The following is a 14,521-nucleotide window of genomic DNA, read 5'->3' on the forward strand; positions in this document are numbered from 1 at the left end:
AGTAGCTTTGAATCAAAAAGAACAGGGCGGCCGAGACATTTGTCTCGACCGCCCTGTAGCTATCCAATTTTCAAAGTTCTAAGCGAACTTCACACTGCTTTAAGCAGGGCTGGCGAAGTCCAGCAAACCGTCGAGTCCCACACTGGCCAGACGTTCCATCAAGGAATCCAGCAAGCCCGACACATCAGCGATTGAATCGCTCTCAAAACGCTTCACGCTTGGCTCAGATACAAACGTCGTGGAACTATCAACGTCCAACGCGTCCGTTCCGGCCCCACCGTCTGCCGTCACTTTGCCGCCCAGTGAGTTTGCTCCAACCAGTACGACCTGGTCGTTGTCTCGGCCGGCGTCGACACTGACATTGCCAAGGTGAGACGAGTCACGGATCGCGAAGACGTCGTCCCCACGCTTGGTGGAAATAGTCGTCTTGCCACCAACGGTCACACCATCACCGAAGATCGCATCCTGACCATTGCCCGTCACGATCTTCGCGGCGTCACCAATTTCCGAATCCTGAATCACGATGGTGTTGTGGCCCGAAGACGTCTTGACATCAAGATTGTCCGCTACCGCCAATTCAGAAGCGAGCAGGTAATTATCGCCTCCGTCCAACCGCACCGTCACATCGTCGCCGACAGAAAGATTCTGGATGATCAGAGCGTCGTCACCGTCGTTTAGATCGACTCGAAGATCGCCTGGAATTGCTGTCCATGACTGGCTGACCCATGGCGTGCTGTGACCATCGATCGTGGTATCGCCCAGTCCTTCAACTGTGACAAATCCTGCAGAGTTCGTGTAAACCAGAACGCCGTTGCCCGCGTTGTCACCGGTCAAAATCAGGTGATTGCCGGACACGCGAACTTTGACATTGCCCTGACCATCAAAGTCAGTCGAACCTCCGCCGCCACCGATTTCACGATTGCCGAAGTTAATGTCTTCGACCGTTTGGCCCGGAGTTACCGTCAGGCTGTAGGCTGCTGGGTTCAACGCGTCGTAGATCAGTTCCGGACTCGCGTGGTAATCAGCAGACAACTGCCCGATCTTTGTGCCACTTAGGTTGTCTCTTGCACTGCCGTTCCATTCGAAGAACGAACCATCTGGAGTCACGAAGTACCAGTTGCTGTCGCCCAGCATCCAGCGTTCGCCAAGACCACCCCAGTTGTTAAACAGGCTGCGGCTGTACCGCAGATTAAGTTCGCTGTCTAACTTGAAGGCTTCAGCAGCAACCGCATCGGCGGGTGACGTCTGCTCCCAACCAGCCTGGACCACTTCGCGAACGGTCCACTGACCAGGCGTCACATCGTTAAACGAATACCAACCGGATTCAACACCGGGAGTGATCACGTTGTCGCCGTTGATGTCCATGTCGGCCGTAATGGTTGAACCAACAACTACACCGTCAGCATTCAGAAGCTCAATCGTCCAACCGTTCAGCCACGGCTCATCGTCGCTGCGTTGACCGTCGCCATTCAGATCGTTCCACTTGCGACCGGTAATCGAAGCAGGATTGCCGATGTTAAAGTTGCCAAAGTTGACGTTGGGGGACGTCTGGTTGGCCACAACGGTGTAGGTATCGCTGACGGCTGGAATGGCGTCGAACAGCAAGCTCGGATCCTGGTGGTATTCCGGGCTAAAAGTTTCGACCAAGTCGCCAGACAGGTTGTCGCGAGGGCTGCCGTTCCATGCATATAGCGAACCATCGGGCGTCACGTAGTACCAGTTGTTGGCACCAAGGAACCATGTTTCACCAAGTCCGCCCCAGTTTTCAAAGGCACTTGTTGTTTCGCGGAATTCCAGTTGGGAATCCAGCTCGAATGCCCGAGCAGCCAGACGGCTCGCGGGAGCGGTTTGCTTCCAGCCATCCTGAGGAACTTCTTCAAGCGTGTAGGTGCCTGGCGTTGTTGAGAAGCGGAACCAGCCCATTTCCGTCGCGGGATCAATCTGGTTGTCGCCATTGAAATCGATATCACCAGTCACCTGAGAATCGATTGTCTGGCCGGCCGCGTTGACCAGCAGAATCGTCCAGCCATTCAAAAACGGCTCGTTGGCGTCCCGGAAACCGTCGCCGTTCAGGTCGTTGAACTTACGGCCCTGAAGAATTCCGTTCGAGCTTTCATCAACGTCGGTCACCGTGACTACAATGTTCTGAAGAGCGGAACCGCCGTTGCCGTCCGTCACAGTGACTTGCAGGTTGTAGATATTGTCGCCACCCGTGTCGCCGGGGATTTCGAAGTCCGGAGCAACTTTGAAAGTGACAACACCGGTCGCCGCGTTGATGTTGAAGTCGTCGCTATCAGATCCTCCCGTGATCGCGTAGGTCAGAGTATCGCCGTCCGCGTCTGTCGCGTTAACGTCGATTGCTGAAACCTGGTTCTCAGCCACCGACACGGCCGCTGCAGAACTAATCACAGGATTCTGATTCGTTTGCTCAACGACGTTGGTTACCGTGATGGCAATATTCTGCGAGGCAGAGCCGCCATTGCCGTCATTTGCTGTAACCACAATGTCGTAAACGTTGTTGCCACCAACATCGCCAGGAGCTTCAAAATCGGGAGCTGCCTTGAAGGTCACAACACCTGTCGACGCCACGATGTTGAACAAGCTGGCGTCCGCTCCACCGGAAATTGAGTAGGTAATCGTGTCTCCGTCGGCGTCGGTCGCGTTGACATCAATGGCAGAAGTTTGGTTTTCCTGCACCGACGCACTGGCCGCGGAATTGATGACGGGATTCTGGTTCGCTGTTTCATTGACATCGGTCACCGTGATGGCGATGTCCTGTGAAGCGGTTCCACCATTGCCGTCGGTGACCGTTACCGAGAAGTTATAGACATTGTTAGCACCGGCATCTGCGGGTGCTTCAAAATCTGGAGCCGTCTTGAACGTTACAAGACCACTGCTGCCATTGATGTCGAACAGTCCCGCGTCCGCACCGCCAGAAAGTGCGTACGTCAGCGTATCACCGTCGGCGTCAGTTGCATTGACATCAATTGCTGTCAGCTGGTTTTCCGGAACAGAATCGCTGGCAGCGGACGCAATCACTGGGTCAGCATTTCCCGCGGGGGCATTGAGCATCAGTGGGGTCTGCTGGAATTCAAATGAGGCCCCCTGCCCAACAACGTTTCCCGTTTCGTTGGCTGAGAAGTTAACCGTCGTTCCCGTGAAGCCAGCTTTAGCTGTGAACGTCGCGGTATACAGGGTCAACCCCGACGCGGAGGGTGAGTTCGGCCATCCGAAAAACAGGGCAAAGTCGCTGTCTGTGTAACTGGCTACCAGAACATCATTGGTTGATGCGTCGTTGTCGTCACCAGAAACCTCGCTTTCAGCTCGCACGGCCGTCGGAACTGCTGTTAGGCCTTCTGTAAAAATACCGGCCGGAGCCGTCTCGACAAACTCAAGTTGCGTTGAGTCAAAGTGCAGGTTGAAACTAATGAGATTGGACTGAAGGGCCGCTGCAGTCCCACTGTCATCAAGAGTTTGGTAGATCACGGGAACAGTGAAAGTGTCACCCGCCGAAACGGTTTTGGTGGTCACATCAGACGCGATCAGCTGAGCCGCCAGCAGGGCTCGATCTTCCAGCTTTTCGAGGGTTGAAGCTGGTCGCAGATGGGCTGCTCGCCCAAATGAGCCGTGCCGCGTCATCTTGCTGCGCCGCGATCGCGATCCGTGGCCCTCAGAGAACAGTGATTTCAGAATCTTTTGCATTGTCGTTGCGCTTTTGTAAACAGTCTCGGCGAGTTCGTTGGACGCAGCTCCCGTATGCGAACGCCCACAACATGTTCAGAAGGTGCCGTTAAATTCTCAGCAAAGCCTCCAGAATACCTGAGTTACCGAAAGAGTGTATCGGTAAAGGTACCCAGTGGGCCTTAGAAAGCGGACGAAAAGGTTGAGATTTTCTGACACTAATTATTGTTTTGATCCTGACGATTGTGGTTAGCGAGCATGCCGTCACCAGCGAAAACGCTGTTCAATCGCTTTTGCTACTCCCCCCATGTGGTTGATTTGCCACAGCCACTAGAGACAAATCGATCATGGCCGACAAAACCCGCCAAATCAACGCATTTCCCGCAATCCACCAAGTCGACTCAATACGTGCCCGAAATTCGTGTCAGATTGCAGTGTTCGTAGGGCCCAACACAACTTGGGTGAACTGCGATACTTAAGGCTCGTTTCAGGCGAGGAGCAACGGGAAGACCAAAGATCCCGACGACAAACACCGCCGACATGTTTCGCTGAGTTCCAAGCAGGCTGTTTATCGTGACATGGCGGCGTCCGTCAGCGCTTAACATGCTGGTCGGACCACATCGGACCTCACGTTGATTTTGCAGAAGCATCCTGCAAACGTTTGTGAAGCGAAAAATAAATTAACGCGCCATTCGCAACTCGTTTTGTGCGGGTAAACATAAGGAAAGATTTCCCATGGCAAAAGTCGCTTCCACGTTGACGATTATCGGTGTGGTCTGTCTGGGTGTCGGACTATTAGGCCTCCTTTCCAAACTGCTGGCCCTCGCGAATGTTGACTTCACCTTTGTCGTATCTCCGTGGTACGGCCCATTCTTCGCTGGCATCGTGCTTTCGCTCGCCGGTTGGATGATGCGTTCAAAACAAAAGCCTGCTGCAGCAAACGGTGAACCACGCGAATAGCGATCCCAGGAGTGTGGTATTGCGGGCGTGACTGGTGAACTCAGAGCAGCTCACGCTGTCACCAAAACGCATAGATCTTTGTGACCACAATCAATCCAATGCGGCAGCCCGTCACAAGTTCTGCGCGATGTCTTTTGTTTAGCCATTCGAGCTCGATCTTTGGTTGGTCAATCTGCTCAGAAAATTCGGCCGCCTGAGGTTCACTTTTTTTTACCCTCAAACCGGTCGACTCGAACGCCCGCTCTGCTTCTTCGCGCAGCTGCTTCTCCCGACGCGTGATCAGGTTCTGTTAAACCTTGGACGGCTTCGCAATCTCAATGATCGCCCGCGCATAAGGAACGCGTTCGAAACCAACTTTCGCCTTAAATCGAAAATTGGCATTTGGGTCCCCTTCCCCGCCAGCGCGTGTGGATTCGCGGAATGTAGTTGCACAGATGCCGTACGACGGATGGTTTGCAACTTTCGCACACCGCATTGGCGGGTTCATTCAACGCTCCTCGATTGTTTGCCGTCGGCACAGGCGGTGTTTAGCCGCGGCCAGACATTCCACTGAACGCTTGTTTAAACGCACGAGGGGCACTTATGCGATTCACAACGTCATTGCTGCTTGCCAGCACGATCACGTCCGCCGCGTTTGGCCAGGAAATCTACCTGAATCAGGGCTGGAACGACGACGAACGCGAAGAATTCTACTTTACGCCGCAGGGATCGCAGCTCATTCCGTACCGCTGGTTTCTTGCCCTGGAGCAACCGACTTCGAAAAATCTGTTTCGCAGCGACGCTAACATGAGGCGGTACGGAATCCTGCCTGCAAAGCCGTCGCCGCGGAATCCAGACGGCCTTCCCATCGGGTTTGTGCGCGACGGTGTGGACAAGTCTGAATCTGGAAACGCCGCCGTTGCCGCCGCGAAACGACAAGTGCAACGGCGATCGCTTCGCTTTGACATTAAGCAGTCGTATCTGGGCAAGGAATCCACCGAAAAGCTATATCCACGCGAACAGGAGGCATGGTTCGGGCTAACATGTGCAGCCTGCCACACGCATGAAATCGACTACGGTGGAAAGACGGTGCGGATCGACGGTGGTTCGACTCAAGCCGATCTGGAATCCTTCCTCCGTGATCTCGGCCTTGCCCTGGAAGCAACTCACACGCAGCCCGAAAAGCTGGAACGTTTCGCAACAGCGATTGGGCGGTCCAGCGCGAACCGGCAGAGCCTCGGCGATGAAGTGAAACAAATCGCCGACGCAGTGAACCGGCTAGTCGAGCGGAACAAAGTTGCCCATCCCTACGGCTATGGTCGGCTTGACGCATTTGGCGCGATCCTGAACGCAGTGTGTGAAACGGCGTTGGATGATCCTCGCAATCGTCGGCCGGCCAATGCGCCGGTCAGCTATCCATCGTTGTGGAATACGCCGCACATGAGCCAGGTGCAGTGGGCGGCGACGGCGGATCGACCGGAAAAACGCAACGTGGGTGAAGTGCTGGGAGTCTTCGGGTGGTTCAGTCTGGAGCCCGGCCCCAAACTATTCGATTCCACTGTGCGACTCGGCAACCTGCTGCGTCTGGAACACGGTCTGCTCGGTCATCTGACAGCACCGGATTGGCCGGAAGAGGTGCTGGGAAAACTCGACCAGGCCAAGGTCCGCCGCGGTGAAAAGCTGTTTCGTCAGAACTGCCAGTCCTGCCATCCAGTGCGCGGAGCGGACGGCGAGTTCGCGTTGAACGATGCGAAACGAATTCAGGTGACGTCGAATACGTTGGAAGAGGTCGGCACGGACGCTCAGTTCCTGAAGAATCTCTCACCCGCGGATCACGTCTTCACAGGCATCCTGAAAGATGAACTCAACGGCACAGAAAAAGTGCCACGTCTGTTGGTGCTGGCGACAGTCGTTCGAGGCATCATGGCGAAACGAGCTTCGGCCGAAGGCATCGACCTGACCGAAACAGATCCCGGTCCGCAACCGCCTCCTCATCCGCGAGGTATGGGCTCGGGCTATATCTCGCGGCCGCTGGAAGGCATTTGGGCCAATCCGCCGTACTTCCACAACGGCTCCGTACCCAGCCTTTACGAAACGCTGCTGCCAGCGGCCGAACGTAGTCTGTCGTTTTCAGTGGGTGCTCGAAAGTTTGATCCGGTGAACGTCGGTTTCGCAATCGATGCCGAAGGAGCCGGCCGCTTTGAAGTTAATGATGACGATGGCACACCGATTATCGGAAACTCAAACGTCGGCCATGAAGGGCATGGTTCCAGCCCGGCCGAAGGGTTCACTCAAACATTCGAAGATGGCAAGTGGCGCGACTTCACCGACGACGAACGTTACGCACTTGTCGAGTACATGAAGTCGCTATCCAGTCGCCCGCGCACGCCAGGCGACAGCGAATCGCTCGAAGCAGTCCCGGGTGGCGAAGCAGAGATGATTGCCAGTCTGGTCGACTTGATGACCGACCGCATGCAAAAGCAATATTCCGGTGCTAAGCGCATGTTGCGAGGAGTGCACCCGAAGGATCATGGCTGCGTGACGGCGACCTTCGAAGTTCTGCCGGATCTTCGGCCGGATTACCGTGTCGGAGTTTTCCAACCCGGCGAGACCTACGATGCCTTCATTCGATTCTCCAACGCAGCCACACAAGTTGGCCCGGATTCAAACCGCGATCCGTCGGGTAGGGCAGGACACGGTAGTCGAGGCATGGCGGTCAAGTTGTTGGGGGTTGAAGGTGAATCGCTGCTGCCGCTGCATGGCGCACTGACTCAGGATTTTCTGATGGTCAATCAACCGGCCTTCGCCTTCGCAACTGTCCACGACTATGAGTTATTCAATCAGACGGAAGGCGACGGACTACCGAAATTTCTGGCTTGGAAAGCCGCCATGGAAGCCAGCGGAAGTCCAGGAGCCGCTCAACGAGCGCTTCGCACGCTGCAGATTGTGGGCCGAGTGACCGCCAGTGCTGTGGATGGAGACAAAGGCGCATTCGAGCAGCCTCCGGCGAGTCCCGTCGACAACACCTATCATGGAGCGGCCGTGTTTCAATTCGGCGACGGACGCGTGATGAAGTATCGCGCCAGGCCAGTCAACCGAAGCATGGAAGCGCCGAATGTTGATGATCCCAACTATCTGCGCACAACTTTGATTAAACGACTGGCGTCCGAAAGCGTCGAATTCGAATTTGCCGTGCAGGTGCGCACGGCCGACCAGTTGGACATCGCCACCGATGTGGAAAATGCTTCGACTGAGTGGGACGACCCATTTGTCCCAGTTGCCAGAATCATCATCGGGCCTCAGGAATTTGATTCGCCTGAACAGCGCGTGAAGTGTGAGCGGTTGTTCTTCACTCCGTGGCACGGGATCACGGACCACCGCCCGCTCGGCGGAATCAATCGAGCTCGAAAAGCGGTGTACCTGAAGTCGGTCGAACTGCGCAGCCTGCCGAAGGAACCAAGCGGGTTGTGACGGCGTGAAGTTCACTGCTGAGCCGAAGCTGGAACGCAAAAAAAACGTCGCCCGTGAATTTGCACTGCAACGCCACAAACTTAGCTGGACAGCGCCATGTTGGTGCGAATGGCAACCCCGAAGTGTAAGCGAGGGCTCGAGTTACGACGAACCCCTCGCTTACACTTCGGGTGACCGAAAACACGGCCCAACGCCCAAGGGTGGCGCTGTCCAGCCAGGAACCTACCACGATGACCAATCGCCTCATCTTCTGTTTCGACGGCACTTCCAACAAGCCGGAAGACTCCGTTCAGGATCACAAGCTGATCTCGATCGACGACAAGAGTATTACCAACGTGCTCAAGCTGCATCTGTTGCTCGGCGGCGATATGAGGGACGGAGCTCACATCGACGGGCAGAGGTCCTTCTACTTTTCCGGCATCGGCACGCGAGGGTCCCGGCTGGAACAGATTTTCGACAAGGCGTTCGCGCTGCCTCGACTGTCGCTGAACACCATGCTGGAAGAAGCATCCGCACTTGTCGACAGGCATTACAACGACGGTGACGAGGTCTACTTGTTCGGCTTCAGCCGCGGAGCCGCCACGGCGAGACGGTTTGCGTGCGAGCTTCCAGACGGGGTCAAAGTTCGGTTCATGGGGATGTTTGATACCGTTGCGTCTTTCGGAAAGCCCAACCTCAAAGCGGACAGCGATCCACGCAGTGAAGTCCTGTTCGAAAACGGAACAATCGCCGCCAGCGTACAGGAGGCCGTTCATCTGGTCGCGATCGATGAAACTCGCCTGGTATTTCGTCCGACGCTGATGAACCGTGACGACCGCGTGACAGAAATCTGGATGCCGGGCGTGCATTCCGATGTGGGCGGCGGCTATCGCGACGACGGATTGTCAGACAGCGCTTTGCAGGTCATGTTGGAAGCCATGCAGCAACGCGACGTCGGACTGAAGTCAATGTCTCCGTCCGCAATCGACTTCAGCAACCTGTTGCCGGACGATGCCGAATATGAGCTCGACCTGGACGACATTGTGATCGAACCGGATCACTTCTCCACGATGCATCTGCACGAACGGACGCCGCGTCTGTCCGACGCGACGCTGGCCACTCGCAGAATTTGTGTCAACGTCAACGACTCGCCCGGCAACGACGCGCCGCTCATTCACTGGACGGCTGCGGAACGAATTTATGGAGACAGAACGTACCGCCCAGAAGCACTCAGAAGCGTCCCGCACAAGCTGCTGCTTCCGGACGGTGAAAGTCAGGCGTTTGATGGGCTGGCCGATCATCTGCGTCGAGGTGTGCGGCGACTGGCTCATTTGGAAGTCGGTGAAGAACGCCAACTTCTGTGCCACGCGCTGCGAACCCAAAATCGCAATGGCGTCGCAATCGTAGCCGGTCACAAATACGTGTTTACCGTGCCGGTCGGCGAACGATGGAAAGACAAGACGATCACTTGTGGGCCGGAAGGATGGACACGTGACGACATTCAGGAAGGGTTTCTAAAGGAAGCAGCGATCGCCGCATCAGAATTCCTGCGCCGCTCACCGGATTCAAACTGGTTCGCATTGATGGGATCCGTGGGCCCGCACGATGGCGAACTGTTCGAAATCATGCGCCACATCAGCCAGCCCTTTGTGGCTGCGACATCAGGCGAGTTGTGTTCGTTCGCCAACGACATCGACCGCCTATACAGCAACAACAGCGGCAGTATTCGATTCTCAATCAAACGCGTCGGTTAGAGCAGTTTCTCTTTTGCTGTGGACGGTTCGGCTCGTGGGAAACCCCGTTCAACGTCCGAAACGCCTGTTCCGCGGCCACAATTCGACGAGATTCGCTGTTGGTCTTCGCGCAATCCGCTGCAGTTGCATGGGCCTCTGGTGAAGGTTAAGTCATGCGTGGGCGGGAAGCCGCTTTCAAGGCTGAGCCTTGTGAGTTGCTGGTCGTTCGAAAACGCACGATGAACCCAAGGCACATTCGCGATCGCAGATGCATCTTCCGGCCAAATGATGACGCAATCTGCACTACGGCATCCGCCATAATCGGACTGTCCCGCCCCAGATGCCGCGGTCTGTCTCGAAGTCAGATGTTAACACTGTCTGGCCGTCGGGTGACACATCGAATCTGTAAAGCGGAGGGACTGCAATAACAATGTCCTCATCCTCTCTGTCAGTCATGGGGTGCCAGAGGGTCAGTTGGTTTCTCAGTATTCCGCGACACGTGAGGAACATGCCGGTGTCGCCGACTGGTTCAATGAAGACCTGAGGTTTCAGGTGACGGCAGTGACCTTTCTCGACGATGTCGCCGGTTTCCACATCCCACATCACAAACTTGTGGCCGTCGATTGCGATGACAAATTTTTCATCCTGCGTCATCTCTACATAATCTGCTTCGAAGTTTTCATCGGTGAACGTCGTCAGCGACAACTCCGAACCAGACCGGTCAAAAATGGCTGCGACTTGCGGCCTTCTCAGCCGCGCAATCATGCGTTGACCATCGCGAGTGAACCTGGCGCGATGTTCGCTGGCCAAGCGTACCTGCTGCACAACCTCCCCTGTTGACGTATTGAGAATCGTTATGGCGTGTACCTGGCCCACAGCGATCAAATCGTGCCCCGGAACATTGGTGGCCCATTTGAACGAGTCGCCTTCATAAGTCCATTCGCATTCACGTGTGTCGAGATTCAACTTCGTGAAGCCACTTGTCCCACCGAAGTACAGGTGGTCTCCGTCTGGTGAGACTTCCATTGCCTGCCCGATTCGTTCCGATTCAAACCTGAATATGGTTTCATGCGTCCCGTCGCTCAGGTTCCACTTCAGCACACGCCCTAGATTCTCGATCGCGTAAGCAACGTCTGATTGTGGACCGAATTGAAATGCGGTCACCGGATTTTGAAGTCCGTCAAGGGTGCGGATCAGTTGCGGGTGGGCACTTTGATCAATAATGGCTGCGGACAGCAGCAGGGGCACCGGCGTTTCTTCTGTGGGACCGGGCATTGGCGCCATCGCTTTTCGTTCTCCGACTGAACGGCAAACCCGAATGGCGTTCCGTTCTGAAACCGGGTGCTGCTCGCCTGCAGCTCGAATCGCGGCCCCAACCTGAAACGGCATTAAGTACCTGCCAGCACCACGGCTGCTGTGGCGATCCGCCATCGGAGGACCAATCGGGTCAAGAGTCGGCGATTTCTCGTACCAGTCCCTGTCGAACCAATCGTAGCACCAGTCCTCGGGGATGCTAAGCATGTCCTGAAGTCCAAAGCCGTTGGGGGCCTTTGTACCCACAGCAGGCTGAACAAAGTCCGAGTCCGGAACCGTGGTCGTGACGGCAGCATAGTGGTGCAGTTCATGGTGCACGCCATCCGTCCAGAAGGCGTCGTCACTACCCGATCGACAGGCGAACTCCCATTCCGCTTCCGTCAGCAGCCGATAGCCACTTCCACCGTTTAATTCGACAACTCCATCGTCAGAAATTGTGTAGAACGCCGGAAGATCCTCTGCGTCGCTCAGCAAATTGCAAAACCGGACGGCATCGAGCCACGTGGTCTGGACCGGGCAGCGACTGATGTCAGTAGATTCAGTGTCATCGGAGTCACGCCTTTCAAGGTTCCGAATCAGGTCTTCGCCTGTCAGGGCTTGGTAGTTGCCGAACGTGACTTCGTGTTGTGAAACCAGAATGGGTTTGGATAGCCGCACTTTGTGTCGTTTCGCCATCTGCCGCCATACGGCGTCCTCGCCTGTCTGCGGTTTTCCGGTTTCCTCTTCCCAGCGGTTCAATAGTGCCTCAACCTGTTCTCCCCTCATACCCATTTCAAACTCGCCTGGAGGGACCAGCCTCATTGGCATCCCCAGACTATTTCTCTGGACCACTGGCAATTCAACATAATCGGCCCATTCCTGCTGATGTCGAATCGCCTGCTCCGCGTCAAAAGGAATGACGGCAAAATCCGGAGCATCCGGCGGCCACGTTGCGGAAAAACGTGAGCCCTGCATGTTCACCGTCGAGCCATCATTGTCAGCGGAAGGCGCCGCCGGCGTTGTGTCTACTGACGGCATGCGTACAGCCGCCATCGCGCCGGTGTCGTTGATCGAGGTTTCGGCCGCCGCCTTATCGGTTTCCAAACTGATCGCCGTGCCATCGCTTAGGCTAAAAGTGATGACAAAAAGTAAGACCAACGCTGCACCAAAGCCCGCCATCGCCACCGTGCCGAAGCGACGTTTCGGTGGTTCGTCGTAACCATCACCACAGTGGACGGTCAGCAGTTCGGCAACCTCACCTGCAGACTGAGGCCTGTCTTTTGGCTCGATGCTCATCATCCGTTGAATCAGCAGTGACAGCCGCTGCGGAATCCGCGAATTCAGATTCCCAGCGTGCGGCCGAGGTTCGCAGGCATGAGCCAGAAGTTTCTGCGATGCGCCGCGAAACTGGTCGCCTGAAAACGGTGCCTGGCCGGTCAGGAGTGCAAACAGGGTACAGCCGAGACTGTAAACGTCTGATCGCGCGTCAGCCACGCGAGCGTCACGGCCCTGTTCCGGAGCCATATAGTCCAGCGATCCCATGATTGTAAGCACATCGGTAATCGCCCCATCGGTGAAGTCGTCGACCTGTACACTGGCTAGCCCCAGGTCAAGCAACTTGACGGTGCCGTCAGATGTCAGCATTACATTCGACGGTTTCACATCGCGATGCACAAGCCCCTTTTCGTGAGCGGCCTGCAACGCCAGCGCGACATCACGGATGTGGCGACAGATCATAACGACGGACAGCTCATCGCTGTCTTCTGCAGACAAGTGTATGCCGCTCGACTGCTTCTTCAAAACCTGATGCAGATCTTCACCATCGAGATGCTCCATCACCAGATAGGGAATCCCATCCACTTCCCCGGCGTCGAATGCCTGCACGATGTTAGGATGAGAAAGCAGACCGACAGCCGACATTTCACGTTCAAATCGAGCAACAAGCTGGGGGTCCTGCGTGGGACGCATCACCTTAATCGCCACGTTGCGATTCAGCGCCACATGACGAGCTTTGTAGACGGCTCCCATGCCTCCAACGGCAAGTTGATTCAGAACGCGATAACCGGGAATGTTGGGAAACACAATCGCATCGGACTGTCGGATTCCCTGCATGGTGGTCGCCTGATTCTGAGGCGCCGTACTGCCAGCAAGGCCGGGCTGTGCAATAATTTTGTTCCACAGGTCCTTCTGGCCGTCAGTGAGTGATTGGTCAGCCATGCTGTCCGTCAGAGCGTCCAGTCGTGCCTGACACTGCAGACAGTTCTCGATGTGCTGATCAAGTTCCGGAGCAACGACAACATCCGTATCGGAAAGCAGCGCCTGCAGTTGTTCCTGATCAGGACAATCCGCTCTTAAATTGACGGCTGACATCGGGCGAATCACTTTCTGAAGGTTCCAGACGTCGAATTTCCTGTCGCAATGCTTTCAGGACTTCGCTTTTGGCGACATAGACATGCGTGACCTGCATGCCCAGCTGTTTGGCAACTTCGGCTCCGGACTTGCCTTCCTGCGCAGTTAGTTGAAATGCCTGCCAGGTTCGTGGCTGAACTTTCATTCGGATTCGCAGAATCGCCAGTTGAGTCAGCTCGTGAAGATATTCGTCTTCCAGACGCTTGCTGAGGTCGTCCTGAGCCGCAATTGTACCGAGGCGACTCAGGATCTGTGTACCGCCCTCGCCTTTGCCAACCCGCTGATCGCGGTCGGCAAAGGTTGATGCAGCACGCCGCGTGACGGTCTTCAACCAGGACCGAAAATTTAACGATGGATCGTACTCGAATTCCTTCATCGCTGCGGCCAGACGCAGCATGACATCCTGAGTCACGTCGTCGCAATCTGCGTTCTGAAGTCCCCACGCCTTACACCAACGTTTAATCAAGCCTTGATACTTCGCAACAAACGTCCCCCAGACAACGGAGTTCGGATCCGTTCGCAGTGTCATCAGCAGACTTGCGCTTGTCGCATCTGAATCTGGAAGTGACGGTACGAGCGACATGCGAAGCTGTTGACAAAAGACAGTTCAAAGGAAGGGACCAAAACATAAGACGCTTTTCCCCAAAAGTCTGCGTTCGATGGCGTACCCGATGGGGTTTTTCGAGAGCGTACCGGAGATTTTTCGGAAGAACAGCGTGTTGTACTTCGATCTCACACTTTCAAAAAAGACGGATAGCGATCGGAACCCATCTTCCGATTGTCTGGCCTGCAATTCACGCTGCCCCAGGGGCGGCAGTCTGAGTCTGCACAACCCCCGCCACGGCTGCCTACGCTGCGAGCGCCGCACCAGCAATGCAGACAAGAGCATGAGTCACCTGAGAAGCTTCCTGCAAAAAAAATCAAGTTTCGCAATTTACCGCCTTAGGTTTCGGCCCATTGTCTGGAACTAGGCTTTGAAGACTTATGCCTTGCGTTTGGGCGAGTTGGTCAAATCC

General features: G+C 55.6%; 6 protein-coding genes. 3 read left to right on the forward strand and 3 right to left on the reverse strand.

Going from position 1 to position 14,521, the window contains the following annotated elements; genetic code table 11:
* Positions 1–99: 99 nt before the first annotated feature.
* Positions 100–3,702 carry a cadherin domain-containing protein gene (locus Fuma_RS08335; protein ID WP_077023718.1) on the reverse strand — a complete coding sequence of 1,201 codons (3,603 nt, stop codon included), beginning with the start codon at positions 3,700–3,702 and terminating at the stop codon, positions 100–102.
* A gap of 714 nt (positions 3,703–4,416) precedes the next feature.
* On the opposite strand from Fuma_RS08335, the gene Fuma_RS08345 reads away from it, so the two are divergent.
* From Fuma_RS08345 to Fuma_RS08360, 3 genes are all read left to right on the forward strand, one after another.
* A complete protein-coding gene (locus Fuma_RS08345; protein ID WP_077023720.1) occupies positions 4,417–4,641 on the forward strand; it encodes a hypothetical protein in 225 nt (74 codons plus the stop codon).
* A gap of 582 nt (positions 4,642–5,223) precedes the next feature.
* Positions 5,224–8,091: a di-heme-cytochrome C peroxidase gene (locus tag Fuma_RS08355; protein WP_077023722.1), complete on the forward strand. Its 2,868-nt coding sequence runs from the start codon at positions 5,224–5,226 to the stop codon at positions 8,089–8,091.
* A 230-nt stretch (positions 8,092–8,321) separates the two neighbouring features.
* The gene (locus Fuma_RS08360; RefSeq protein ID WP_145944053.1) at positions 8,322–9,824 is read left to right on the forward strand and encodes a phospholipase effector Tle1 domain-containing protein; all 1,503 of its coding nucleotides are present in this window, start codon (positions 8,322–8,324) and stop codon (positions 9,822–9,824) included.
* A 282-nt stretch (positions 9,825–10,106) separates the two neighbouring features.
* Here the strand turns inward: Fuma_RS08360 and Fuma_RS08365 are convergent, their stop codons facing one another.
* Together Fuma_RS08365 and Fuma_RS08370 are read right to left on the reverse strand one after the other, a co-directional pair.
* Entirely contained in the window at positions 10,107–13,466 is a 3,360-nt protein-coding gene (locus Fuma_RS08365; RefSeq protein ID WP_077023724.1) for a bifunctional serine/threonine-protein kinase/formylglycine-generating enzyme family protein, read from the reverse strand.
* Positions 13,432–14,034 (reverse strand): sigma-70 family RNA polymerase sigma factor, encoded by a 603-nt coding sequence (locus Fuma_RS08370; protein ID WP_158520905.1) that lies wholly within the window; start codon positions 14,032–14,034, stop codon positions 13,432–13,434. Before Fuma_RS08370 ends, Fuma_RS08365 begins: the two co-directional genes overlap by 35 nt.
* Between the last annotated feature and the right edge of the window lie 487 nt (positions 14,035–14,521).

Origin of the sequence: Fuerstiella marisgermanici, assembly GCF_001983935.1 — a bacterium.
Classification (GTDB): Bacteria; Planctomycetota; Planctomycetia; order Planctomycetales; family Planctomycetaceae; genus Fuerstiella; species Fuerstiella marisgermanici.

What these genes read in the sequence shown, in the direction of transcription:
- Fuma_RS08335 (WP_077023718.1), bottom strand. Translation starts at nt 3,702, where the DNA reads ATGCAAAAGATTCTGAAATCACTGTTCTCTGAGGGCCACGGATCGCGA.
- Fuma_RS08345 (WP_077023720.1), top strand. Translation starts at nt 4,417, where the DNA reads ATGGCAAAAGTCGCTTCCACGTTGACGATTATCGGTGTGGTCTGTCTG.
- Fuma_RS08355 (WP_077023722.1), top strand. Translation starts at nt 5,224, where the DNA reads ATGCGATTCACAACGTCATTGCTGCTTGCCAGCACGATCACGTCCGCC.
- Fuma_RS08360 (WP_145944053.1), top strand. Translation starts at nt 8,322, where the DNA reads ATGACCAATCGCCTCATCTTCTGTTTCGACGGCACTTCCAACAAGCCG.
- Fuma_RS08365 (WP_077023724.1), bottom strand. Translation starts at nt 13,466, where the DNA reads ATGTCAGCCGTCAATTTAAGAGCGGATTGTCCTGATCAGGAACAACTG.
- Fuma_RS08370 (WP_158520905.1), bottom strand. Translation starts at nt 14,034, where the DNA reads ATGACACTGCGAACGGATCCGAACTCCGTTGTCTGGGGGACGTTTGTT.